This window comes from Mesorhizobium neociceri (genome assembly GCF_013520985.1).
GTDB lineage: Bacteria > Pseudomonadota > Alphaproteobacteria > Rhizobiales > Rhizobiaceae > Mesorhizobium > Mesorhizobium neociceri.
Window position 1 is genome coordinate 26,224 of sequence record NZ_JACDTY010000007.1, and the last position, 24,891, is coordinate 51,114.

The window sequence follows — 24,891 nt, forward strand, 5'->3', positions numbered from 1 at the left end:
GAGACATAGGAGAAGAGCAATGGCATCGATAAGCCGCGTCAAGGAACGTGCGGAAGAGCAGTCCACCACGATGAGCGTCGACCAGCAGGCGACCATCCGCATGCTGGCCAACGACCTGCACCGGCTCAATCAATCGGTGATGAAGGCAGTCGAGGCGGGCGTCTCAGTGGAACTGGTGCGCTCGGCCCGGCATCATGGCGGCGACGGCAATTGGGGCGATCTGCTGATCCCGGTGATCGTCACGCAGCAGAGCCACGGATGATCTTCCCTTACGGCAGCTTTGTGCTTGCGGAATCTTCGAACCGGGCCGTGCACTGGCTGATTTCGACGTCACCCGCGCGCTTTCAGCGCGGGTGACTTTCGCTTTTGCGTAACCGCTTAACTACAGTCCGAAAACTGAACTTACTCTAGTGACCAATATTTCTTGCTATATTCGGGGCGCCCGTCGTTTCAGCTTGACAGGGCCGTGATCTCACGCCAATTGTCTCTCGGATTTCAACCCTGCATTGAAGCAGCGCAGAGTGCCCGCCCCGCCCATGTGCCCTGTGAATCGCGAGACCGACACCGCCAAACATCTGAATTCGAAAAGCGGGGGCGCAAACTCCGAGATATCAACGGATTTCTCCCACGTTCTGGTGGTCGGAAAATCGCCGATCAACCGGGTGGTGGTGTCGAAGATCGTCGAGAAGTCGGGGCTGAAGCCGATCTCTGAGTCGCCCGAAATGGCGACCAAGACATTGCGCACTCTTATTCCGGGTGCCGTCGTTCTCGACGGCGGCGCCGACAACAAGGACTGCGACGCGCTGATGTCGGCCATCGACGCCTTGCGGCGGGCGTCGGGGCGGTCGTTACCCTCGGTGATCCTGCTCTCGACCAAAACCGGCACGCCCGAAAGCCTCGGCCTGTCCAGCGTCATCGATGTGGTGGTGACCAAACCGATCACCACCGAAAGACTGCAGCCGGTGATCGACCGGCTGATCGGCCTCGGTCGCGGCTGACCGCCGTCCGGCCCAACCCGGCCGAAACGGGTGCGGGGCGGTCAACCTGCCTTGTCGATGCTTTCGATCAAAGCCGGCAATTCACCAAGATCGGCAATCGAGCGGAAGCGGGGAGCTTCGACCGGCGGCTCGATGTGCTCCAGCACCCAGGTCAGTTCGTGCGGCACGTGGACGCCCCAGCTGCCGGCCTCGATGGCCGGCACGACGTCCGACTTGAGCGAATTGCCAACCATCATGCTGTCCTGCGGGCTGCCGTGGCGGCCAAAGATCCTGGCATAGGTGGCGGCGCTCTTGTCGCTGACGATCTCGACGGCATCGAACAGATCGCCGAGACCGGACGCCGCCAGCTTGCGCTCCTGATCGAACAGATCGCCCTTGGTGATCAGCACCAGATGATAGGCGCCGGCGAGCCGTTCCACGGTCTCGCGCGCATGCGGCAGCGGCTCGACCGGATGGCCGAGCATGTCGCGGCCGGCGGCCAGGATTTCGGCGATGGTCGAGGCCGGCACATGGCCCTCAGTCACCTCGATCGCCGTCTCGATCATTGACAGGGTGAACCCCTTGATGCCGAAGCCGTAGACGGCAAGGTTGCGCTTTTCGGCTTCGAGCAGCCGGGCCGAAATGTGCTCGGCTTCGCCATGATCGGCGAGCAGTGTCGCAAAGCGCTTCTCGGTCAGACGGAAGAACTGCTCGTTCTGCCACAGCGTATCGTCGGCGTCGAAGCCGATGGTGGTCAAGTTGCGTCTGGCTGGCATTCGGTGTCTTCAACTGCTCGATCTGCGGGATGTCGACCCTAATCTGCGCGGAGCGATTTTCAACCACGAAGGCGAACTCGGGCGGGCTCCCCTTCCCTTCCATCACCCGCCACGGCTATACTCCGAAATCCGCAACCCAATCTGGTGAATGATGCCGCCTGCGAAAAAGGAAGTCCGTCCGTCGAACCGCGGAGGACGCGTCCGCACGCCTGCCTTCGTGAAAAATCAACGCGGCGTGAAGAACTGGAAGGAAGTCAGCGCCTGGCTGGAATGGCGCGGCATCGAAGACATAGAATGCATCACACCCGACCAGGCGGGTGTCGCCCGCGGCAAGATGATGCCGTCGAAGAAATTCACCTCCAACACCTCGCTGGCGCTGCCTTCGGCGGTGTTCATGACGACGATTTCGGGCGGCTATCCCGAGGATGGCAACGGTTTCCACTATCCGGAGGATGATGGCGATCTGAAGCTGATGCCGGATCTGTCGACCCTGACCGTGGTGCCGTGGGAAGAAGACCCGACGGCAGCTGTCATCTGCGACCTCGTCCACCAGGACGGCCGCTCGGTCGAGTTTACGCCGCGCAATGTGCTGAAGCGCGTGCTGGCTGCCTATGACAAGCGTGGGCTTAAGCCGGTGGTGGCGCCCGAGATCGAATTCTACCTGGTGCGCAAGAACCCCGATCCGGACTATCCGCTGACGCCGCCGGTCGGGCGTTCGGGGCGGGCGATCGGCGGCGGCGCCGGCTATTCGATCGCCGGCGTCAACGAGTTCGACGAGCTGATCGACGACATCTACCATTTCTCCGAAAGCCAGGGCCTGGAGATCGACACGCTGATCCACGAGGAGGGCGCCGGCCAGCTCGAGATCAATTTGCGCCACGGCGATCCGATCGAGCTTGCCGACCAGGTGTTCATGTTCAAGCGCACCATCCGCGAGGCGGCGCTGAAGCATGAGATTTACGCCACCTTCATGGCCAAGCCGATCCAGGGCCAGCCGGGTTCCGCCATGCACATCCACCAGTCGATCATCGACAAGAAGACCGGCCAGAATATCTTTTCGGCGCAGGACGGCTCGGAAACCGACGACTTCTTCCACTTCATCGGCGGCATGCAGAAGCATGTGCCGAATGCGCTGGTGATGTTTGCCCCGTACGTCAATTCCTACCGCCGGCTGACGCAGTCGGCCTCGGCGCCGGTCAACAACAAATGGGGTTATGACAATCGCACCACGGCGTTCCGCGTGCCGCGCTCGGACCCGGCGGCGCGGCGTGTCGAAAACCGCATCCCGTCTTCCGACGCCAATCCCTATCTGGCACTGGCGGCGTCGCTTGCCTGCGGGCTGATCGGCATGACCAACAAGATCAAGGCCGAGCCTCCGGTGCTCACCACCGCCAACGCAGACGAGATCGACCTGCCACGCGGCCTGCTCGAGGCCGTCGACCTGTTCGAAGGCGACGAAGAACTCTGCGCCCTGCTGGGCAAGTCCTTCGCCGCCACCTATGCCGCGATCAAGCGGGCGGAGTTCGAGACCTTCATGGAAGTGATCAGCCCGTGGGAGCGGGAGTATTTGTTGCTGAACGTGTGAGCGGCGACTTCGTCGCGTCAATGGTGAACGGTGAATGGTGAATAGCTTCATATTGGATGGATGAGCGCAGACGACGCGCATCTCGCAGCCATTCACCATCACTATTCCCCATTGACTGGCGTTCCCATGCCTTACCAATCACCGATCTCCCCCGGCCGCTCCTGGTACGAAGACACGGCCGGACCACGCCCGGAATACCCAGCCCTTGATGGCGACCGGACTTGCGACGTCGTCGTCATCGGCGGCGGCTTTACCGGGCTGTCGGCTGCGACGCACCTTGCCAAGGCGGGGACGAACGTCGTTCTGATCGAGGCGTTCCGTTTCGGCGATGGTGCCTCCGGGCGCAATGGCGGCCAGCTTGGCACCGGCCAGCGCGCCTGGGCCGAAGAGATGGAGGCCGAATACGGGCTTTCCCGAGCCAAGGCGCTGTTCGACCTTGCCGAAGAGGCTAAAGCGCATCTGCTGGAATTCGCCGCCGTCAACCAGATCGACATCGACTACAAGCCTGGCCAATTGTCGGTGGCGCACAAGCAGCGCTATGTCGATGACTACAAGGCGCATGCCGAGATCATGGCGGACCGCTTCAACTATCCGCACATCGCCTTCATGGATGCCAGGGAAACGGCCGAGCGGCTCGGCTCCACACGCTACTTCGGCGGTACCCGCGACACCGGCACAGGGCACATCCATCCGATGAAGCTGGTGATCGGCACGGCAAAGGTGGCGGCCGCCGCCGGCGCCAATCTGTTCGAGCAATCGCCGTCGACCGGCATTACGTCCAGCGGCGGCAAGGTCAGGGTGACGACGCCGAGAGGCACCATCACCGCGCAGAAATGCCTGATCGGCGTCAACGCCTATGGCGGCACGATCGAGCCGGTGAGTGCCGCGCACATCATGCCGATCGGCTCCTTCATCGGCGCGACGGTGCCGCTGGGCGTTAATTCGAAAGTGCTGCCGGGCGGCGAGGCGGTCGACGATTCGCGTTTCGTCGTGCGCTATTTCCGCAAATCCAGGGATGGTAGGCTGCTGTTCGGCGGGCGCGAAGTCTACGGCGTCAACGATCCGAAGGACATCCATATCCATATCCGCCGGCAGATCGCGGAACTCTATCCGGAGCTCCGGGATGTCGAGATCACCCATGGCTGGGGCGGCTATGTCGGCATCACCGTGCCGAGAAAGCCGTTTGTGCGCGAGGTGATGCCCAATGTGATCTCGGCCGGCGGCTATTCCGGCCATGGCGTCATGCTGTCGAACTTCTTCGGCAAGCTCTATGCCGAGACCGTCGCCGGCAACCGCAACCGGCTGAAGCTGATCGAGGACCTGAAAATCCCGGCCTTCCCCGGCGGCCGACGCTTTAGAACGCCATTGCTGTTCCTGGCGCTCAACTGGTTTGCCCTCAGGGACCGAATATAGGGAACGTATCTCATATCGGTCCGGCTGATACCGGGCTGATTCTATTGAGATGTTGGTTGCCGCAGCGAGACGTTGCGGAATCCTTAACAAGAGCGCAGAATTCCTCCCAAGGGCGCACTGATGCCACAATCAAGGGCAAAGGATGCCGGTTCTGGGCGATTGAACGGGGATTTCTGCGGGCTTGCCCGCTTTGTTGTTGGGACCGATGCCGATCGGATGCCGGACTGCCGGCGCCGATCGAAAGAACACCGGCCCATCTTTTGGAGGTGGCAAGAGTGAATGAGCCCTTCAGTTTCGGCGCGCCGGAACGTCGGCGCTTTGCCATGCAATTCGGTTATGACATGCGGCCCTCCTTCTGGCAGGGGGTGCGCACGAATTCGCATCTGGTGATTGCCGCGATCGGTACCGCAGCGCTGCTTGGCGTAGCGGGTATCGCGCTTTGGCTGGCGTTGCCGGCCAACGACCGGCAGGCGAGCGCCAGCATACAGCCTCTTTCGCAGCAGAGCGTTCCAACCATCCCGGTCAAGACGACCAAGATCGCCCCGGTTACCCCTGCGGCAACAGTTGCGGCAGCGGCGCCGCAAGCCGCACGCAAGGGCGATGCGGTTTCGCCGGCGGTGGCTGCCGGGGCGGCCGCGATACCGGCGCTGGCGGCAAACGATCCGCGCTGGACTGCGCCGCAATCGAACAGCGACGCTGAAGCCACGCCGCCCGATCAGGCCACGACTGAGCAGGCAGCCGCCAAACCGGCCGATGCGGCAGCTTACGAGGAGCCGTCGGCACAGAGCGATGCCACGACGCAGCTGTCCAAGGTTGCTGCACCAGACGCCGCTGCGAAGGACGGTCATACCGACGGTGCGGAAACCGCCGCGATCCCGACGCCAAAGCCGCAACTGCCGGACGCGGAATCTCCCGCCGCAACGGACGATACACAGGCCTCGACCAAGCCACAGAAGGTGGCTGCAGCCGCCGGCACCGGACGCATCCTGCGGACGGTGACAATGCGCACCGGCCCGCAGAAAAACGCCGCCGCCATGGGAACCGTGCCCGCCAAGTCATCGGTGCAGGTGGTGAGCTGCAAGAAATGGTGCCAGATCGTCTACAACGGCAAGCGCGGCTGGATTTACAAGAGCTACATCAAGACCGGGGCGTGAGACAACGACGTCGTCGAGGCTGCCAAGAGCGTTTCACCGTTTCACAGAAACGGCGAACCGCTCTATCTCTTTGTTTCTACGCAATTCCGGACGGAAGACCGCACACACTTTTCCTGGAATTGCTCTAAGACGAAGCCGTCAAATTCTGGTCAGCCGCCGAGCAGCCATCTGAAACGGTGTCTTCTGCGAGCAAGTTTGCGCTTCGCCAGGAAATCCCGGTGTTCCTCGAACGGCACTTCATAGAGGCCGCACATTTGGCAGCTTTCCGACTTGCCGCATACCGCGATCCAGCATTTCACATCGTGCGTCCAGGCGAGCGCGATCCTTTCCAGGTGAAGGTTGGACGAACTTTTCAGCAGAATTAGTTCTCCTGGGACTGCCGTCTGTTTGATATGATCCGAAACTTCCTTGGCACTGCGAAGCTCAATGAAACGGCCGCTGTCGCGGTCGGCCTGGCTGGCGCGCGAGCGGTGCGCATTGTCGCCGGTGTAGATGACCTCATCGGCGATTTCGCGCGCGATTTTGTAGGCGGCGCCGTATTTCCTTGACGAGCCGGCGTAGTCGGATATCTGCCCAAGCACAATGCGCTTACGAGCGGCCTTGGCCTTTGCAATCATCTCCAGGGCAATGTTGAGCGAATGCCAAGGCGCTTTAGCCGTATCGACCAGGAATTGCGGACCTGCTGGTACCTCTTGCACCGTAGAGCGGTTGGGTAGCGGTTCAAACGATGCCGTTCTCGCTATGACTTTCTCTGGCGGGACGCCAAGTTCCAAGGCGGTGGCCACAGCCGCTGCAGTCGGCAGCCAGAATTGCTCGCCGGGAAAGGGCGCTTGAATATTCAAGCTCCCATCGCGCCAATGAAGGGTGAACCGCAGCAATTCTGGATACGCGGCATACACGTCACTCACGCGGTAGTCTGCCTCGTCGGATTGACCAAAGGTCGCAATCCGGCATTTCGCGCCAGACGCCATACCGAGCACCAGTGGGTCATCGCAATTGAGAACCGCAAGTCCATCGGGTTGGAGTGCCTCGACCAGCGCCCGCTTCTCTCCCGCTACAGCTTCCAGAGTCCTGAACTTACCAAAGTGCTCCAGGCGGATCATCGTAACCACCGCCACGCTCGGCTTCAGCATCTGCGCCATGGCGCCGATCGTGCCGAAGTCGGAGGCGCCTGCTTCGAAAACGACGTAATCGACTTTGCCACTCCTCCTCAGCCGCTTGTAGAGCGTTCGAATGAGCGCAGGCATCGTGTTGGCCTGGGCCTGCAGATGCACTTTGCCTTGGGCGCTCAGTATGTGTGCAAGCAGGCTGGAGGATGTGGATTTGCCGGAGCTGCCGGTAATGCCGATGAACGTCGCCTTGTTACGCGCTCGCACCCAGCGCGCCTGCAGCCGTCGCAGCGCCCACCCCAAGTCCTTGCGATTTTTCGGGAATTCCAGTTTCACAACCCGCCAGTTCTTAGCCCAGCCTAATATGCGTCGTGCCAAGTTCCCGAGTCAAACGGGGCGCTGGCGTGCTTGGGCCCAAAAACTTTAGCGACCGAGGAGCCGCAGCAGTCTGTGCTTGCGGCGCTTTAATTTTCTCTGCGCCACAAACTTGCGGTGCTGCTCAAACGGCACTTCATAGAGGCCGCACTGCTCGCATCCCTCGGTTTTACCGCACACCGAAACCCAGCAGCGGACGTCGTGGGTCCAGGCAAGCGCGACACGCTCGAGGTGGAGGCTGGATGAGCTCTTGATCAGGATCAGCTCGTCCGGCTGCGCGGTCTGCGCGATGTAGTCCGACACTTCCTTTGCCGTGCGCAGTTCAATGAAGCGGCCGCTGTCGCGATCGGCCTGGCTGGCTTTGGAGCGATGGGCATGATCGCCGGCATAAATCACCTGGTCTGCGATCTCGCGTGCGCTGCGGTAAGCGTCAGCGTACTTCCGGTTTGAGCCGGCAAAATCCGATAGCTGGCCAAGAACGATGCGTTTTCGCCCAAACGTCGATCTGGCTATCATGTCGAAGGCCAGGGTCAGCGAATGCCATGGCGCCTTTGCAGCGTCCACGATGAAGTGAGGGCCGCCAGCGGGGGCGAGCACCTGGCCGCGGTTTTCCAGGGGCTGGAACGTCGCGGTCCTGTCCTTTACCATCTGCGCAGGCACTCCCAGCTCAAGAGCTGTTGCCACCGCCGCGACCGTCGGCAGCCAGAAATGCGCGCCGGGGAACGGTGTCTCGATATCGAGCACACCACCGCGCCAGTGGATCGAGAATCGCAATGGCTTGGGATAGGCGGCCTCGATATCGCTGACGCGATAATCCGCCCGCTCCGATGTGCCGAATGTGACGGTGCGGCAATCGCTCGCCGAGGCCATGCCCAGCACATGCGGGTCATCGGCATTGAGCATCGCGAAGCCGCCCGGCTCCAGCGCCGCGACCAGTGCGCGCTTTTCATGCGCAACGCTTTCCAGAGTCTTGAAACTGGCGCGATGCTCCAACCGGACCATCGTGACAACAGCCACATCAGGGCGAAGCAACTCGGCCATCGGCTTCATTGTATCCGGGCCGAACGCGGCCGCCTCGAAGACGACGTAGTCGGTTTGGCCGCCCTTCCTCATTCGCCTGGATAGCGTGCTGACCAACAGCTTCATGGTGTTGGCCAGAACCTGTGTATAGACCGAACCGTGGCCAGCCAGGATATGTCCAAGCAGGCTCCCCGCCGTCGTCTTGCCGGAACTTCCGGTAATGCCGATGAACGTCGCTTTGCTTCGCGCCCGCGCACGTCTGGCCAGGTAAAGCCGCAGCCGCCATCCCAGATCGTAGCGACTTTTCTGCCGCTTGTTCCTCATCACCCGCCAACACTATCCACGATCCGTTATGCCTTTCGGTGGATCGTGAAGTCAAACTGGGGCCTGGAGTGCCGACGTCAATTGTCCGTTCCTCGGCCGGTCGGCAAACCGATGCGAACTCTTGCTGACGTTGCTCTGTCCACCATGGATTGCGAACAGAGAGGTACTTCCCTCAAATTGCTCAGATGCAGCGGCCGCCGTCGACCTCCAGCGCCACGCCAGTGATGAAGGCGGCTTCGTCCGAAGCAAGCCAGAGCGCGGCATTGGCGATGTCGAGCGGCGTCGACAGACGGCCGAGCGGGATCGAGGCGCGGAACCTCTCGCGGATCTCGGGCGTATCGGCGCCCATGAACTTCTCCAGCATGGCGGTTTCGCCGGCGACCGGGCAAAGGCAGTTGACGCGGATGTTCTTGGGCGCGAGCTCGACCGCCATTGATTTGGTGGCGGTGATCGCCCAGCCCTTCGAGGCATTGTACCAGGTGAGGCCCGGCCGCGGCCGCAGACCCGCGGTCGAAGCCGTGGTCAGGATGACGCCGCCGCCCTGCCGCTCCATGATCGGCACCACGGCCAGCGCGGCGTGATAGATTGCCTTCATGTTGACTGCGGTGATCAGGTCGAAGGTCGCCTCGTCGACGTCGAGCATGTCGCCGTTGCGATGGGTGTAGCCAGCATTGTTGACCATGATGTCGATGCGGCCGAAGGCGCTTTTTGCGGCATAGACCATCTCGTCGAATTCGGAACGCTGCGAAACGTCGGTCTGGGTCCAAATCGCGGCCTCGCCGATCTCGGCGGCAACACGCTCCGCGCCCCTGGCGTTGAGGTCGGCGACGACCACCTTTGCGCCCTCTTCGGCAAAGCGCCTGGCCATGCCTTCGCCGAAGCCCGCCGCAGCACCGGTGATGACGGCGACCTTGTTTTCCAGACGCATGCTTTTCCCGCTCATTCCAAGATCACCTCGCAAGCGCATTTCTCTCTTTGTTTTGATGCATGTCGATCTCCCAGAACCGCTGCACACTTCTGGGCGACATGCATTAGCTTTCGTCACATTCCCGCTCTATGTTGCAGGCGCGAAGGCTCCCGGGACCATCGCTTGACGAAAAGCCTCCGGGTGGCAGCCAGTGTCAAGGCACATTTGGACCGAATCAATATGGAGTGATTGGTCCTTGATGTGACACCATGGCACTGGCAAATTTAAATCGATTAGATTATACCCAGTCGCGTCACAGTGTGCGGCGTCAAAGCGGACAGACCATGACCAGCCAGATCATCCCCGTCGATCCTTTCGACTTCATCATTTTCGGCGGCACCGGCGACCTGTCGGAACGCAAGCTTCTGCCCTCGCTCTACCATCGCCAGCGCGACCATCAGTTTTCCGAGCCGACCCGCATCATCGGCACGTCGCGCTCGAAGATGAGCGACGAGGAATTCCAGGCTTTCGCCAAGCAGGCGATTTCCGATCACGTCAAGCCGGCTGATATCGACGCCAAGGAACTGAAGACGTTCCTGGCGCGGCTGTCCTACGTGTCGGCCGACGCGACGACGGGCGCCGGATTCGACAAGCTGAAAAAGGCGATCGGCGAAAGCGACCGCATCCGCGCCTTCTACCTGGCGGTGGCGCCGGCGCTATTCGGCGACATCTCGCACCAGCTGAAAACACACAATCTGATCACGCCGAATTCGCGCATCGTGCTGGAAAAGCCGATCGGCCGCGACCTTGCCTCGGCGCGCGCGCTTAACGATGCCGTCGGTGACGATTTCGACGAAAGCCAGATCTTCCGCATCGACCACTATCTCGGCAAGGAGACGGTGCAGAACCTGATGGCGCTGCGCTTTGCCAATGCGCTCTACCAGCCGCTGTGGAATTCGGCGCATATCGACCATGTGCAGATCACGGTGGCCGAGACCGTCGGCCTGGAGGACCGCGTCACCTATTACGACAAGGCGGGCGCGCTGCGCGACATGGTGCAGAACCACATGCTGCAATTGCTCTGCCTGGTCGCCATGGAAACGCCGTCATCGATGGACGCGGACGCCGTGCGCGACGAGAAGCTGAAGGTGCTGCGCGCACTGAAGCGCATCAACGGCAACGAGGCGCCTAAGCACACGGTGCGCGGCCAGTATCGCGCCGGCGCGTCAGCCGGCGGCGCGGTGAAGGGTTACGTCGAAGAACTCGGCAAGGACAGCACGACCGAAACCTTCGTTGCCATTAGGGCCGAAATCGGCAATTGGCGCTGGGCCGGCGTGCCGTTCTATCTCAGGACCGGCAAAAGGCTGGCAAGCCGGGTTTCGGAAATCGTCATCGAGTTCAAGCCGATCCCTTTCTCGATCTTCGACGAGAGCGCCGGACCGATCTTCGCCAACCAGCTGGTGATCCGGCTGCAGCCGGACGAAGGCGTCAAGCAGTTCATCATGATCAAGGATCCGGGTCCGGGCGGCATGCGGCTGCGCCAGATCCCGCTCGACATGAGCTTTGCAACATCTTTCGACGGCCGCGCGCCGGATGCCTATGAACGACTGATCATGGATGTCGTGCGCGGCAACCAGACGCTGTTCATGCGTCGCGACGAGGTCGAGGCGGCGTGGAAGTGGATCGACCCGATCCAGAACGCCTGGGAAAGCACCAGGCAGGAAGCGCAAGGCTATACGGCCGGCACATGGGGCCCCTCGGCCTCGATTGCGCTGATCGAACGCGACGGGCGGACATGGCACGAGAGCAATTGAGCGAGCCCGCCTATAGCTGGAACGGCTTTGCCGTGCGCCAGGACCTGGCGGCGGCCCTTGCCGGCAATGTCGCGGCGCGGCTGACCAAGGCTATCGACGAGCGCGGCGTCGGCCTCCTTGCCGTTTCCGGCGGCACCACGCCGGCGAAGTTCTTTGCAGCACTTTCGGCAATTCCGATCGCCTGGAACAAGGTGACGGTGACGCTGGTCGACGAACGGTTCGTGCCGGCCTCTTCGCCGCGCTCGAATGCCGGGCTGGTTGCCGCCAACCTGCTCCAGAACGCGGCCGCCGCCGCTCACTTCGTGCCGATGTATCACGAGGCCGCAAGCATCGAGACTGCCGCGGCGTCCGACGACACGGCGCTCAAGGCATTGCCCTGGCCGCTCGACGTCGTCGTGCTCGGCATGGGCAGCGACGGCCACACTGCGTCGTTCTTTCCCGATGCCGATAATCTCCCCGCCTTGCTCGATCCCGCCTCGCAGCGGATCGTGCTCCCGGTGCATGCACCGAGCGGCGGCGAGCCGCGGCTGACGCTATCAATGGCGCGCATCATCGCCGCCGGCTTCATCGCGCTCCATATCGAAGGCGAGGACAAGCGCACCGCCTTCGAGGATGCGATGGGACCGGGTGCGAAGAAGCCCATTCGCAAAGTGCTCGAAGCAGCACCCAGACCAGTAGAGGTGTTCTGGGCACCCTGATTTCACGAAAGCAGTCCCGGCAGACGGTGGAGGACGTTTTTCCGGGGCTCGAAAGGACCGACCATGACAGCCAGACGCGACATCGAAGCCATCACGGAACGCATCCGCCAGCGCTCGAAAGCCGGCCGCGAACGGTATCTCGGCCGCATCGCCGAGGCCTCTAACCGCACCGCCAACCGTTCGGTGCTGTCCTGCGGCAACCTCGCGCATGGATTTGCCGTCTGCAGCCCGACTGAAAAGCTGGCGCTCGGCGCCGACAAGGTCCCGAACCTCGGCATCATCACGTCCTACAACGACATGCTGTCGGCGCATCAGCCCTTCGAGACGTTCCCGGCGCTGATCAAGGAAGCCGCGAAGGAAGTTGGCGGCATCGCGCAAGTGGCCGGCGGCGTGCCGGCCATGTGCGATGGCGTGACCCAGGGACAGCCCGGCATGGAGCTGTCGCTGTTTTCGCGCGACGTGATCGCCATGGCTGCGGCTATCGGCCTGTCGCACAACATGTTCGACGCCGCCGTCTATCTCGGCGTCTGCGACAAGATCGTGCCCGGGCTGGTGATCGCCGCCCTCACCTTCGGCCATCTGCCGGCGGTGTTCGTGCCGGCCGGGCCGATGACGACGGGCCTGCCCAATGACGAGAAAGCCAAGGTCCGCCAGCTTTATGCCGAAGGCAAAGCCGGTCGCGCCGAACTGCTCGAGGCCGAGTCAAAATCCTACCATGGGCCGGGCACCTGCACCTTCTACGGCACCGCCAACTCCAACCAGATGCTGATGGAGATCATGGGCCTGCACACGCCCGGCGCCTCTTTCGTCAATCCGGGCACGCCGCTGCGCGACGCGCTGACGCGCGAGGCGACGAAGCGGGCGCTGGCGATCACCGCGCTCGGCAACGCCTACACGCCGGTCGGCCGCATGATCGACGAACGCTCTTTCGTCAACGGCGTGGTTGGCCTGCACGCCACCGGCGGCTCGACCAACCATACCATCCACCTCATCGCCATGGCGGCGGCGGCCGGCATTACGCTGACCTGGCAGGACATTTCCGACCTGTCCGAGGCGGTGCCGCTGCTGGCCCGCGTCTATCCGAACGGGCTCGCCGACGTGAACCATTTCCATGCCGCCGGCGGGCTCGGCTTCCTGATCCGCGAACTGCTCGACGAAGGCATCCTGCACGAGGATGTTCAGACGGTGTGGGGCGAAGGCCTCCGGCCCTATGCAGTCGAGGCCAGGCTCGGCGAAGACGGCAGCGTGGTGCGCGAGGCCTCGCCGCTTCAGAGCGGCGACGAAAAGGTGCTGGCGCCCTTCGCCAAGGCCTTCCAGCCGACCGGCGGCCTGAAGGTGCTGGCGGGCAATCTCGGGCATGCCGTGATCAAGACCTCCGCCGTGAAGCCGGAACGCCGCGTCATCGAGGCGCCGGCCAAGGTGTTCGACAGCCAGCAAGGCCTGAATGAGGCGTTCAAGGCCGGGACTTTGACCGGCGACTTCATCGCCGTTATCCGGTTCCAGGGGCCGAAGGCCAACGGCATGCCCGAACTGCACAAGCTGACCACTGTGCTCGGCATCCTGCAGGACCGCGGCCAGCGCGTGGCGCTGGTCACCGACGGGCGCATGTCGGGCGCTTCCGGCAAGGTGCCGGCGGCAATCCATGTGACGCCGGAAGCGGTCGAGGAAGGTCCTATCGCCAGGATCCACGACGGCGACATTATCCGCCTCGACGCCGACGCCGGCACGCTGGAAGTGCTGGTGCCGGGGCCTGAGCTCGCACTGCGCCGCACGGCGGACGCCGACCTCATCGGCAACGAGTTCGGCTTCGGCCGCGAGCTGTTCAGCGGTTTCCGCCAGCTGGTCGGCCGTGCGGACCATGGCGCCAGTGCATTCGGTATAGCCTGACGCATCGCCATCTCATTCATGAAAAAGGGCGGCTCGTGGCCGCCCTTTTTTGTGTTCGTCCATACGATCCTACTGCACCGTCAGCTCGGCTCGCTCGCCGGCCTTGACCGTTACGGTGTCTTCCTTCGAGCTGTTGTCCGCCTTCTCCGAGACGACCGCATAATCGCCGGCCGCGATCGCCGCCTGATACTTCTGGTCGTAGGCGTAGCCAAGCGACTTGCGATTGCCGTTGATGTCTTTCTTCGCCTCGAAAATCTCGATCTTCGAAGCGCCGGGCGCGGTGATTGCCAGCACGCCGGCGTTCATGGCCACCTTCACATCCTGGAATTCACCGACCTTAACGGCGAACGGCTGCTCGACGACGGCGAGGTCGACCGTCGCGATCAAAACATAGTCGTCGGCCGGCAGATCGAACTTGCTGTCGGGGCCATAGGAATAGGTCACCTCTTCCCTGGTCCCGTCGATCTTCTTTTTCGCCTTGAACACCTTGAAGCCGATGCCCGAACCGTCGGCCTTGTCGCCGCCGGCGACATAGTAGGCGTTGGCCACGACATGGCCGACGCCAACGATGATGTCCTTTTCGACGGTCTTGCCGGCGGCAAGCGGAATCGTCTCGGTAGCCACGCCCTGGCCGATCGTGACAGTCACTTTCTCGTCGCCGGCCGGCAACACGATCTTGGTGGTGCCATAGTAGGTCGCGGGGTTCTCGGCACCCGGGTAGTCGATCACGACAGCCGCGCCATCGACAACATCCGCCCCCGCGCTTGGTCGCGGATGAATGATGAGCGTGCCGGCATTCATAGTGAACAGCGGCTTGTAGACCTGGCCTGCCTCGATCTTGAGCTTCTGTTCGGTCTTGGCCTCGCCATCGCGCGCGACGATGATGTAGTCGCCCGGCTCCAGATTACCCTTGTAGGCGCCATATTCGGTGGTGACGTTGTCGCCACGCGTGCCGTCGGACTTTGCCTTGTAGATTTCCCAGGCATTGCCGTCGGTGACCGGATCGCCGCCCTCGGCAAGCACCAGGGTCGGCAGCAGATTGAATTCAGGTTTTTCCGGCTCTGGCGCTGGTGCGGGAGCCGGAGCCGGCGCCGGTTCAGGCGCGGGTGCCGGGGCCGGCGCAGCGACGGTTTCGACCAGCGCTTCCTGCAGCGCCTTCTCGTCGGAGGCCTGGATGTATTTTCCGCCGGTGTTGTCGGCGAGACAGGCGATCTGCTTGCCCTCGTCGGCGGTCAGGCCGAAGCCGACGACGTCGGCGGTGAAGTCGACACCCGACGCTTCCAGTTCCTTGCCCAGTGCGCACGGGTCGCCACCGCAGGTCTCAAGCCCGTCGGTGATGAGAACGACGGTCGCCTTGTCCTCGGTGTATTTCAGAGCTTCGGCCGCCTGCTTGACGGCAGCGGTCAGCGGCGTCTTGCCGAGGAATTTCAGGCTGTCGGCAGCGGCTGAAATGGCGCTTGCCGAGCCGGCCTGCGGCGGCACGATCAGCTCGATGTCGTCGCAGCTGCCCTTTTCGCGGTGGCCATAGGCCATGAAGCCGATCTCGTCGTCGGCCGGGACCGATTGCAGCACGGTCCTGAGCGATTCGCGCGCGATTTCGAGCTTCGGCTTGCCGTCGATCTGGGCCCACATCGAGCCTGAAGCGTCAAGAATGATGATGACCTTGTTCGCGGCAAAGCCGAGCGAAGTCATCGACAAAAGGAGCAGCGCCGCAGCGACGCTCCGCAAAAGTCCCGCCATGGAAATCTCCTTGAGGCCGCCCTCTGGTCCGCGCCGGAAGCTATTTGACAGCGCGTTCGGACACAAGCCTCGAGCGGTCACTGACGGTTGCAGTGTAACAGGATCGGCGCTGGCCGAGGCCTGTTCCGAGGCTGGCTCAGCACCGCATCAGTAGGTGGTGCGCCGCTCTTCGGAAGGCGGACGGCCGAACTGCAGCCGGTAGCTCTGCGCGAAATAGGAGTGCGAGGTGAAACCCGTGGCGATGGCCACATCGAGGATCGGCATGTTGGTCTGGCGCAGCAATTCGCGAGCCCGCTCGAGCCTGAGCCGCATGTAATAGCGGCCGGGCGTCACGCTCAAATGGCGCAGGAACAGCCGCTCGACCTGGCGCACCGACAGGCCCGCCGATTTGGCGAGCTGCACCGCCGACAAGGGCTCGTCGAGATGGTCGGCCATCAGTTCGACGATGCGCCTGAGCTTCTCCGACTTGCCGGTCAGGTCGCGCTCCGGCCCGACGCGCTGGCGGTCGCCAGCGGAGCGGATGCGCTCATGCTGGAACTGGTTGGCGACGCCATTGGCGAGGTTTGAGCCGAAATCGCCGCGCACGATCTCCAGCATCAGGTCGATCGAGGTGGTGCCGCCGGCGCAGGTGTAGCGTTTGCGGTCGATCTCGAAGACGTTGCCGGTACAGTTGATGTCTGGAAAGCGCTCGACGAAGCCGGCGCGGTTCTCCCAATGGATGGTGCAGCGATAGCCTTCGAGCTGGCCGGCTTCGGCCAGGAGATAAGAGCCTACCGAGAGCGCGCCGAGCGCGTTGCCGCGCCGGCCCCAGCTGCGCAGCGCCGCCAGCACCTTGCTCTTGCCGGGGAATTCGGTGGTCAGTCCGACCGAGACGAACAGGATGTCGACCGGCGGCAGGTCGGCGACCGCGTAGTCGATCTTGAGCGGCAGGCCGTTGGAGGCCATGACGGAGTCGCCGTCGGCCGAAACCGTCGTCCAGCCATAGAAATCGCGGCCGAGCAGGCGGTTTGCCGAGCGGAAAGTGTCGATCGCCGCGGCCAGCGAAAACATCGAAAACTTGTCGACCAGCAGGAACGCGAATTGCCGGCCGCCTTGAACGGGATCATCCATGACCGGCCGTTCAGAGGGAATACTGGGGTTCGGCAAAGAAGCTGCTTTCTGGGTCAGAAGGAAGGCCGCTTCAAGCCGGCCGCAAGGTAGGCAGAGGCTAACGTATTGGCCATCAGCATGGCAATGGTCATCGGTCCGACACCGCCGGGCACGGGGGTGATGGCGCCGGCCGCCTTCGCTGCCTCGGCATAGGCGACGTCGCCGACGAGACGGGTCTTGCCCTCGCCCTTCTCGGGTGCGGCGATGCGGTTGATGCCGACATCGATCACGGTGGCGCCTGGCTTGACCCAGTCGCCCTTGACCATTTCGGGCCGGCCGACGGCGGCCACCAGAATATCGGCGGTGCGGGCCAGCGCCGGCAGGTCCCTGGTGCGGCTGTGGGCGATGGTGACGGTGCAGTTGGCGGCAAGCAGCAGATTGGCCATCGGCTTGCCGACAATGTTGGAGCGGCCGACGACCACCGCATTGAGGCCGGAAAGATCCTTGCCGCGTACGCGTTCGATCAGGAGCATGGAGCCGGCCGGCGTGCAAGGCACGAAGGCGGTTTCGAGTTCGCCGGTGCCGAGCTTGCCGACATTGATGAAATGGAAGCCGTCGACATCCTTTTGCGGCGAGATGGCCTGGATGATCTTGCCGGCATCGATATGGGCGGGGAGCGGCAGCTGCACCAGAATGCCGTTTACGGCCGGATCGGCATTGAGCTCGCCGATGATCTTGAGCAGCGCGTCTTCGGACGTGTCGGCCGGCAGCGTGTGCTGCAGCGAATGAAAGCCGCATTCCTTGGCGGTGCGCGATTTGGAGGCGACATAGACCTGGCTTGCCGGATCCTCGCCGACGATGACCACCGCCAAGCCGGGCTTGGCCTTGCCCTTGGCAACCAGCTCCTCGGTCAAGGCCTTGACCTTCTGAACCACGTCTCCGGCGACGATCTTTCCGTCAATCACTTCGGCCATGAACCATCCTCGACATCATTCCAGCCAAGGCGCGGCGCGCGCCTTGAACGTTGTTTCGTGCATGTCGTTGTTCCAAACGTTCCGCCCATTCGGGTCAAGCCCGACGGCAGCGCTTTTTGAGCGCCATGCTGCGCGGCATTTTCACGAAATTTGGCCCAAGCAATCCCGTCAAAGCGCCGTCAGATGCCGTAAACTCGAAACCGGCAGCTTTTATTCCGTGCTGACGGGCTCAGAAATAGCGGCGGCGCGAACGGTTTTCGGTGAGCTCGCGGACGGCCTCGCGAAATTCGCGCAGACCGGCGCGGATATCGTCGATCTGCGCCTGCTGGTCGTCCGACGCCGCCTCGGCCGGCTGCGGAGAAGACCACCTCTCGGGCGCTGCAGGCATCGGCTGGGCCTGAGAGTAGGCGTAGTCAGCGGGCTGCGCGTAGCCATGCAGCTGCCCATAGGGATAGGCGTCCGGACCCTCTTGCCGGGAGTCCGGCTGACGATAGCCCACGGGCTCCTGCACCGGCCCTGTGCGCTCGGCGATAGCGGGCGCGGCCGGTTGGGTGCGGCCCATGCTTGTGGGTTTTTCTTGCGACGTCTCGCCGCCTGGCATGGCATTGCGCACCACTGACAGCATGCCGTGGAACAGACCTGGCTTCCGGGTCGGAGCAACCGTCACCGGAGGCACAGGAAGCGTTGCAGGTGTTATCGGTGTCGCCGCCCGATAGGCCCTGTCCTCGATCGGTGGCCGAGGTTCCTCCATCCGGAAGCGCGAACGCGAATTGGCGGCGTCGCGCAGGCTTGCAAAGGCGCCGCGCATCGCGCCGAGGCCAATGCCGGAAGCAAGGCCGAGCAGTAGGCCGGCAAGCGCGATAACAGCCCGCGACGGCCCGTTGGCTTCGAGTGGCGGGCGAGCCACGGTCATCACATTGATGTTCGTGCTGTTGATGTGTTCCTGTTCGCCGGTCTGCTTGGCGCGCAGAAGATACTGTTCGTAGACAGAACGCTTGGCGGTGGCATCGCGCTCATATTCGCGCAAGCTGACCAGGTCGCTGTTGACGTCGCCGCTCTGGACCTTTGCCTGGGCCAGACGGGAAGCGAGACCCTGCTCGAGCTGGACCGCGCGCTTCAGGTCGACCTGCAGCGACGAGGCGATGCGGCTCAATTCGCCTGATATGCGCTCGCCCGAGCCATAGAGCTGGGCATTGAGTGCTTGGTATTCGGGATGACGCGGCCCTAGCCGGACGGCAGCGCGGTCGGCCTCCTGCTTCAACGCCGCGTATTGCGAGCGCAGTTCGCTCATCGTGTTGGAATTGATCTCTTCGGGCAGGGTGCCGTTGATAACCGAATTGACGTCCAGCGAACGGGCCGACGCTGCCCGGGCGTTGAGTTCCAGCGTGCGGGCACGGGCGACGGAGAGCTGCTCGTTGAGCTTCAGCATCTGGTCGTCGCTGATCAGATGGCCCTGCGCGTCGACGAGATCATGCGTGGCCCTGAAATCCTCGACCTTGCGCTCGGCTGCCTCGACATCTTTTTGCAGATTACTGAGCTTGTCCGTCAGCTGGCCCGTCGCGCGTCCGGCCATTTCGGACTGATACTGGGCCGCTTCCTGCTGGAAAATGTCCCTCGTTGTGTTGGCTATCTCCGCTGACAACTTTGGACTCTGCGTGGTGGCGCCGATGGAAACGACGAAGGTCTTCCCACTGCGCTCGACCGACAGGCTCTCGGCCAGATTGCGAACGGCCAGCGCCTGGCGAATGTTATCTTCGCCTGCCGGTCCATCCTGGCGCGACAGTATCGATCGGATCAGCGACATGACGCCGAGACCGCCGGAACCTTGCCCGTTGAACTCCGGATCGTCGGTAAGCTTGAGAGCCTCAACGACCTTGTCGAGGACTTTGCCGGACGTCACCATCTTGATGCGGGTTTCGACAACGGCCAGCGCCGCATCGGGCTGCCCGACGGGTTGGGTGAGATCGGTGTCGGAAAGCTTCAGGTCACCTGGCTCGATGACCACCTGGGTGGTGGCCTCGTATTTCTTCGGCGTCGAAAGGGCGATGGCAACGCCCAGTACCGTTCCCAGGATCGTTGTCGAGACGATCAGCAGCTTGGATCGCGTGATGCCGCGGACCACCTGCAGTGGATCGATCAGCGGCTTCCACTCCTGCCCGTCATCGTCGCCGCGATCCGGCCGCTGCCCGTCGGTATAGCGGGACTCGTCGACATAGCGGGGGCGATCGAAACCGCGGGCAGGTTCCTGACGTTGAACAGGCTCCTCAGGCACACCTGCCGCAGACCATGTGCTGGCGGCCTGGAACCGCGGCGGCTCGGGCGCCGCTTCGCGTGGCGGGTTCGACTGCGCCTCGCGTTGCGAGCGGGCGATCCGGTGACGTGTGGCGGCGTCCTCGCGCCATGACGGATCGGCCCGGTCACCGATGGAGACCGGCGACGCATCCGCCGCCTCGTCGCCGCGCACAGCTCTGCCGAGCGCCAGGAGGGAGCGCTCGCGCCTCCAGTCTTCACGGTTTTCCCTGTCGACCATTGTCTCGAAACTTTACCCTTGGCGGCTTGGGAGCGGCGGTCGGCCAATCGTTAAGCCACGCTAAACAGGCATGGGAAACAAAAGGTTAATTTCCTTGGCCCGAAGCCGAAGTTTCTCGCTTCTGCCGCACATTGTCGAGAGCGTAAAAGGGCGGTCAGAACCGCGCGTTAAACTTTCCGGCCTATGGCTTTCCTCGACATGATGCAGGCCAGCGACACACCGAAAAGGCGGCCATTCGCCCGGATCGGTACCTTCGTGGCCGAGCGACGGGGGCTGGTCCGCGACTATCTCTCGGCGATCAGCGGCGCCGGCGGGCGGCTGGTGTTCTCGCTCGCCTATTTCATCGCACTCGCCAACACGCTCTCGATCGCCGAGTTCGGCATGTTCGCCACCGCCTCGGCGGCCGGCGTCATGCTGTCGCGCATCCTCGCCTTCGGCTTCATTTCGGCGCTCTACCGCACAGCCACCATCCGCCCCAAGCTGATCGGCACCTTCACCGCCGGCTTCCTGCTGCTTGGCGCCGTGTCCTTGCCACTGCTGGCAGCTGCCTCTTACGGCGTCTACCTGATCTTCTTTGCCAGCACCGTGCCGCTGGCCGTCTTTGCCGCAATCGTCTTTGCCGAAGCACTTTTGTGGCGGCCGGTCGAAGTGGTGCTGATCGTCAACAACGGGCTTGGCAAATTCGGCCGCGCCGCCGTGCTGTCGATCGTGACCACGGCGTTCCGCGCGCTCGGCGCGGTGCTGTTCATGCTGTCTGGGCAACACAGCGTCTGGGTGTGGTCGTTGTTCTATATCGGCGCCAACGCCGCCTCGCTGTTGCTAGCCTTCGGCTTTTACTATCCACGCCAGCGGCTCAGGCTGCGCACCGAGCTCTATCTCAGACGCCTTGCCGATTCGATCTATGTCGCCGGCGCCGAAGTGCTGTTCTACCTGCAGTCGGAATTCGACAAGCTGCTCGTGCTGGCGATCGGCGGGCCGCATCTGGCCGGCATCTATGCCATCATCATGCGGCTGGTCGACCTGACGGCAATCCCGATCCGCACCTTCTCGATGATGCTGGTGCAGCGGATGATGCGGGCGCCGGACCTTCTGTCGCGACTGCGGGTCAAGAGCGGCATCGAAGGCGGCGTGTTCCTGGTGTCGACACTGGCGCTGGCCGCACTCGGCATCGTGCTGCATTTCTTCCCCAATGCGCTTGGCCGCAATGTCGCCGAAGCAGCGCCCCTGGTGGCATTGGCAATCGGCGTGCCGGGACTGCGCAACCTGGTCGAATACCAGGCCGAGCTTTTGTTCGCGCGCGGCCAGACAGCGATCCGCGCGCTCAATCTCGGCCTGCTGGCCGGGCTGAAGGCGGTGCTGTTGACCTATGTGCTGACCACGATCGCCGACACGCCCACGCTGGTGCTGTCGCTCAATATCGTCTTCCTGCTGCTCTATCTCGCCTCGGCACTGCTGACCTATTCGGCGATGCGCAAACCGGCAAAAGCTATCTAGTCCAGCCCGATCAGACGGCGGATGCGGCCGATATCGGTGCCGATGAAGGACTGCATGCCGATCGCCACCTGCCCCGGTGCCATGTCGGCGACGAAGCGGCGGAACTCGTCATCCGACAGCGCCTCGCCGGTCCAGTGCACGCGGCAGAATTCTTCCGAGCCATGGAAATGGCCGGCGCCTTGCAGCACATCATCGACATAGCGGCCATAGATCATGCATTCGGAGAATCGGCGCGCCGAGCCGACGACCTCGACCCAGCCCCGGCCATGGACCTTCTCGATCTCGGCGCACATCGCTATCACGGTCTGCCGACGCCAGGCGATCAGCGTCGAAATGTAGTCGTGGGTCGAAATTTCCAACGGATCGATGCCAAGCGCCGAGGCCGCATTGCGCGACCAGATGCGGTGCTCGTGACCTTCGTTCAAAAGCACGCCGTCGCGCCGGAACAGCCGCACCTTGCCGTCGCTCCAGAAGGCGCTGAGATCGAACGGTTTGAGGAAGGCGACGTCGGAATCGCAGAAGACCAGGACGTCTTCCCTCGCATGCGCGGCGATGGCGATGCGGCGCAGCTGCTGCACATGCCAGCCACGCAGCGGCTGGGTCTTGAAACTGAGCCAAATGCGACGGCGAAATAGGCTCATCGGATCGTCGAACACACGCAGCCAGCGCGGCAGCAGGTCGCGCTCGTCGACGACAGTGCGGTGGTTGTTTTCCAATCGGCGAAACAGCGCCACGTCGCGGTGCTCAACCAGTATGTAGTGATGCGCCACGCCGGAGACATGGCGGTCGAGGGTCTCGCACAGCAGGCGGCAGCGCTCCAAATCCGGCGCATAGCTGGCGGTCACAACCGCCGCTGTCGGCGTCTGCGGCAGGACACCCGTGTCGGCGGTGGTATCAGGCACGAAGCGGCTGTTCACCGCCGGTCTCCGGCAGGCTTGGGCCGATACGAGAATTTCTGCTTGACGACACGCCACAGGAACAAGGGATTGCCGACGACGTAGCGGCGCCACAGCCGGCCCGGCTCGATGCACAGGCGAAACAGCCATTCGAGCCTCAGCTGGCGCATCCACAGCGGCGCCCGTGGCACGGTGCCGGAGAGGAAATCGAGCAGTGCGCCAACGGCGACCGGCAGCGTGCAGTGGCGAGCGTCGATATGGCGGGCGATCCACAATTCCTGGCGCGGCACGCCCATGGCGACAAGCAGCACGTCGGGCCGCAATGCCTCGATGCGGTCGACGATTGCCTGCTCTTCGGCGGGCGAGAAATAGCCGTCATGGATGACGACGAATTTGTGCTGCACGGCCAGCACCGCCAGCTTGACCGACGCCGCCTCGGCGTTGGCGCGGGTGGCGCCAAGCAGCCCGACGGTCAGCGGCCTTGCCGATGCCTGCAGAAACGCCGGAATGAAATCGGTGCCGTTGAGATTGTCCGGGAATGGCGCGCCGTAGAGCAGCTTTGCCGCCAGATCGACGCCGACGCCGTCGGGAAGGATGAGGAAATCGTCGAGCGCTTCGGCAAAGACCGGATCGGTATAGGCGATGTTGGCATTGTGAGCGTTGAGAAAACTGACCTTGGTGAAGCGCCGCTCGGCAATCAGCCGGGCCAGCAGCGCGATCGCGTCATCCCAGCGAATGGCGAGGACCGAAATGCCAAGGATCGTCTTCAGCGTATCGAGCCCTAGGGCGGCGCGGGCGGTGTGCATGTTCATGCAAACACCTCCTGCCCGACCGGCCCGAGCCTTTCCAGACCGAGCCTGATGGCGGCGTCCAGTTCCTTGATCTGCCGGCGATGGAAGGCGCTGCCGTCGACATCCCTGACATCGGCCGCCGCCGCTTCCAGCGCGCCGGCGAAGGCAGCCGGATCGTCCGACACCACGCAATTGGCCGGGCGATGGTCGATGCCGCGCAGCGAGCGGCTGGTGGCCACCGACGGCAGGCCGAGTTCGAAGGTTTCGATGGTCTTGAGCTGCACGCCGCTGCCGGCGGTGCTGATCAGCGGAATGACGGCGGCGCCACGCACGAAAGCCTGCGCGTCGGGCACGCGGCCGACGAATTCGACACCGGGATGCGCAGAGCTGATGTCGGACGGCATGTTGCCGGCGATCCTGATGCGAAAATTCCGGCGAAGATGCGGCACGGCCTTTTCCAGGAACCAGTCGAGGCCGATGCGGTTCGGCTGCCAGGTCCAGGTGCCGATCAGCGCCGCGTCGTAATCGATGCGGCGCGGCTTTACAGGCTTGGGCGCCGTGGCAGTGGTCACCAGCGGCAGCACCGCCGAGCGGTCGTCGGAGGCAACGCCGAGTGCCGCGCGATCTTCCTCGGCCAGCGTGAAAACGAAGCAGGCCCGGCGGCAGAGCCGCTCCTCCATGGTCTTGAGCAGTCTGGCCTCGCGGGCAAACAGCAGGCGCTGGAAGCGACTGTTTGCTGCGGCCGCATTCTCCCTTGCCGAAGCATGTTCGACATTATGGGCGACGAAGATCGAGGGGTGGTTGGCGAACAGTTTTTCAAAGGCGCCGGCGAACTGCACGGAGTTCAGGACATAGCCGTCGAAAGGGCCGGCGCGTTCGATCGCGGCGCCGACTTCGCTGTCGGAAACCGCGCGCAGCTTCACGGAAGCGAAGGTGAGCCCTGACAGCATCGCCTTGCCGAGCCAGGCGAGCTTCTGCCGTGCCGAGGCGCTTTCCGTGCGCACGTCGATGGCGCCGAGCACGATGGTGTTTTCGGGATCGCTGGGCGCCTTGCCCGGCCAGATGAAGCCGATGACGGTGACGCGCACGCCAGCGCGCCGCAAAGCGGCGATAATCGCAGCATTGGCGATCTCATAGCCCGAAGCGAGTGCGCCGTCGGGCACGATCGATGTGGCGAACAGCAGATGCATCTCACCTATCCAAGCGTCAGCCACTATCAAAGCTGGGTGAACCCTTGATTAAGTCACTCAACGCAACGGATGAAAGGCACCGATCAGCAGGCTCGCTGCGAAAGGTGATTAACGAAACCTTATCATCGCGGTGCTATCGGAAGCCAGA

Annotated in this window: 20 protein-coding genes; 9 read left to right on the forward strand and 11 right to left on the reverse strand. The window is 63.2% G+C overall.

Going from position 1 to position 24,891, the window contains the following annotated elements; genetic code table 11:
• Positions 1-19 precede the first annotated feature (19 nt).
• The gene (locus H0241_RS15530) at positions 20-262 is read left to right on the forward strand and encodes an SMc00767 family acetate metabolism repressor (protein ID WP_006202762.1); all 243 of its coding nucleotides are present in this window, start codon (positions 20-22) and stop codon (positions 260-262) included.
• Positions 263-536: 274 nt separating this feature from the next.
• Positions 537-998, forward strand: a complete 462-nt coding sequence (locus tag H0241_RS15535; protein ID WP_181058549.1) for a response regulator — start codon at positions 537-539, stop codon at positions 996-998.
• Positions 999-1,039: 41 nt separating this feature from the next.
• Here the strand turns inward: H0241_RS15535 and H0241_RS15540 are convergent, their stop codons facing one another.
• Positions 1,040-1,753, reverse strand: coding sequence for an HAD family hydrolase (locus tag H0241_RS15540; RefSeq protein WP_181058550.1), 714 nt, complete (start codon positions 1,751-1,753; stop codon positions 1,040-1,042).
• Positions 1,754-1,901: 148 nt separating this feature from the next.
• Between H0241_RS15540 and H0241_RS15545 the strand changes: the two genes are divergently transcribed.
• The 3 genes from H0241_RS15545 (at position 1,902) to H0241_RS15555 (ending at position 5,905) form a co-directional block, all read left to right on the forward strand.
• Positions 1,902-3,338: a glutamine synthetase family protein gene (locus H0241_RS15545; RefSeq protein ID WP_181058551.1), complete on the forward strand. Its 1,437-nt coding sequence runs from the start codon at positions 1,902-1,904 to the stop codon at positions 3,336-3,338.
• A gap of 126 nt (positions 3,339-3,464) precedes the next feature.
• Positions 3,465-4,751: an NAD(P)/FAD-dependent oxidoreductase gene (locus H0241_RS15550; protein ID WP_181058552.1), complete on the forward strand. Its 1,287-nt coding sequence runs from the start codon at positions 3,465-3,467 to the stop codon at positions 4,749-4,751.
• Positions 4,752-5,026: 275 nt separating this feature from the next.
• The gene (locus H0241_RS15555; RefSeq protein ID WP_181058553.1) at positions 5,027-5,905 is read left to right on the forward strand and encodes an SH3 domain-containing protein; all 879 of its coding nucleotides are present in this window, start codon (positions 5,027-5,029) and stop codon (positions 5,903-5,905) included.
• Between the two features lie 149 nt (positions 5,906-6,054).
• Here the strand turns inward: H0241_RS15555 and H0241_RS15560 are convergent, their stop codons facing one another.
• From H0241_RS15560 to H0241_RS15570, 3 genes are all read right to left on the reverse strand, one after another.
• Complete coding sequence (locus H0241_RS15560) at positions 6,055-7,350, reverse strand: Mur ligase family protein (protein WP_181058554.1); 1,296 nt, start codon at positions 7,348-7,350, stop codon at positions 6,055-6,057.
• A gap of 87 nt (positions 7,351-7,437) precedes the next feature.
• Positions 7,438-8,733 carry a Mur ligase family protein gene (locus tag H0241_RS15565; protein WP_181058836.1) on the reverse strand — a complete coding sequence of 432 codons (1,296 nt, stop codon included), beginning with the start codon at positions 8,731-8,733 and terminating at the stop codon, positions 7,438-7,440.
• Between the two features lie 181 nt (positions 8,734-8,914).
• Positions 8,915-9,661, reverse strand: coding sequence for an SDR family oxidoreductase (locus tag H0241_RS15570; RefSeq protein ID WP_181058837.1), 747 nt, complete (start codon positions 9,659-9,661; stop codon positions 8,915-8,917).
• A 323-nt stretch (positions 9,662-9,984) separates the two neighbouring features.
• Between H0241_RS15570 and zwf the strand changes: the two genes are divergently transcribed.
• From zwf to edd, 3 genes are all read left to right on the forward strand, one after another.
• Entirely contained in the window at positions 9,985-11,454 is a 1,470-nt protein-coding gene (zwf, locus tag H0241_RS15575; protein ID WP_181058555.1) for a glucose-6-phosphate dehydrogenase, read from the forward strand.
• Positions 11,436-12,152, forward strand: coding sequence for a 6-phosphogluconolactonase (gene pgl, locus H0241_RS15580; protein ID WP_181058556.1), 717 nt, complete (start codon positions 11,436-11,438; stop codon positions 12,150-12,152). The genes zwf and pgl overlap by 19 nt, the downstream gene beginning before the upstream one ends.
• A gap of 63 nt (positions 12,153-12,215) precedes the next feature.
• Complete coding sequence (gene edd / locus H0241_RS15585) at positions 12,216-14,039, forward strand: phosphogluconate dehydratase (RefSeq protein ID WP_181058557.1); 1,824 nt, start codon at positions 12,216-12,218, stop codon at positions 14,037-14,039.
• A gap of 69 nt (positions 14,040-14,108) precedes the next feature.
• Here edd and H0241_RS15590 read toward each other — a convergent pair whose 3' ends face one another.
• The 4 genes from H0241_RS15590 to H0241_RS15605 all read right to left on the reverse strand — a co-directional run bounded on the left by H0241_RS15590 (position 14,109) and on the right by H0241_RS15605 (position 20,372).
• Positions 14,109-15,779, reverse strand: coding sequence for a vWA domain-containing protein (locus H0241_RS15590; protein WP_181058558.1), 1,671 nt, complete (start codon positions 15,777-15,779; stop codon positions 14,109-14,111).
• Between the two features lie 147 nt (positions 15,780-15,926).
• On the reverse strand, positions 15,927-16,889 hold the full coding sequence (locus H0241_RS15595; protein WP_181058559.1) for a GlxA family transcriptional regulator: 963 nt from the start codon (positions 16,887-16,889) through the stop codon (positions 15,927-15,929).
• 53 nt (positions 16,890-16,942) lie between these two features.
• On the reverse strand, positions 16,943-17,842 hold the full coding sequence (gene folD / locus H0241_RS15600; protein WP_181058560.1) for a bifunctional methylenetetrahydrofolate dehydrogenase/methenyltetrahydrofolate cyclohydrolase FolD: 900 nt from the start codon (positions 17,840-17,842) through the stop codon (positions 16,943-16,945).
• 229 nt (positions 17,843-18,071) lie between these two features.
• Positions 18,072-20,372 carry a GumC family protein gene (locus tag H0241_RS15605; RefSeq protein WP_181058561.1) on the reverse strand — a complete coding sequence of 767 codons (2,301 nt, stop codon included), beginning with the start codon at positions 20,370-20,372 and terminating at the stop codon, positions 18,072-18,074.
• Positions 20,373-20,570: 198 nt separating this feature from the next.
• On the opposite strand from H0241_RS15605, the gene H0241_RS15610 reads away from it, so the two are divergent.
• A complete protein-coding gene (locus H0241_RS15610; RefSeq protein WP_181058562.1) occupies positions 20,571-21,866 on the forward strand; it encodes a lipopolysaccharide biosynthesis protein in 1,296 nt (431 codons plus the stop codon).
• Here H0241_RS15610 and H0241_RS15615 read toward each other — a convergent pair.
• Genes H0241_RS15615 through H0241_RS15625 form a run of 3 tightly spaced genes read right to left on the reverse strand, consistent with a single transcriptional unit; the run spans position 21,863 to position 24,743 of the window.
• A complete protein-coding gene (locus tag H0241_RS15615; RefSeq protein ID WP_181058563.1) occupies positions 21,863-22,783 on the reverse strand; it encodes a DUF6492 family protein in 921 nt (306 codons plus the stop codon). The two genes, H0241_RS15610 and H0241_RS15615, sit on opposite strands and share 4 nt — an antisense overlap.
• Entirely contained in the window at positions 22,780-23,574 is a 795-nt protein-coding gene (locus H0241_RS15620; RefSeq protein WP_181058564.1) for a WecB/TagA/CpsF family glycosyltransferase, read from the reverse strand. Before H0241_RS15620 ends, H0241_RS15615 begins: the two co-directional genes overlap by 4 nt.
• The gene (locus H0241_RS15625; protein ID WP_181058565.1) at positions 23,571-24,743 is read right to left on the reverse strand and encodes a glycosyltransferase; all 1,173 of its coding nucleotides are present in this window, start codon (positions 24,741-24,743) and stop codon (positions 23,571-23,573) included. Before H0241_RS15625 ends, H0241_RS15620 begins: the two co-directional genes overlap by 4 nt.
• Positions 24,744-24,891 lie beyond the last annotated feature (148 nt).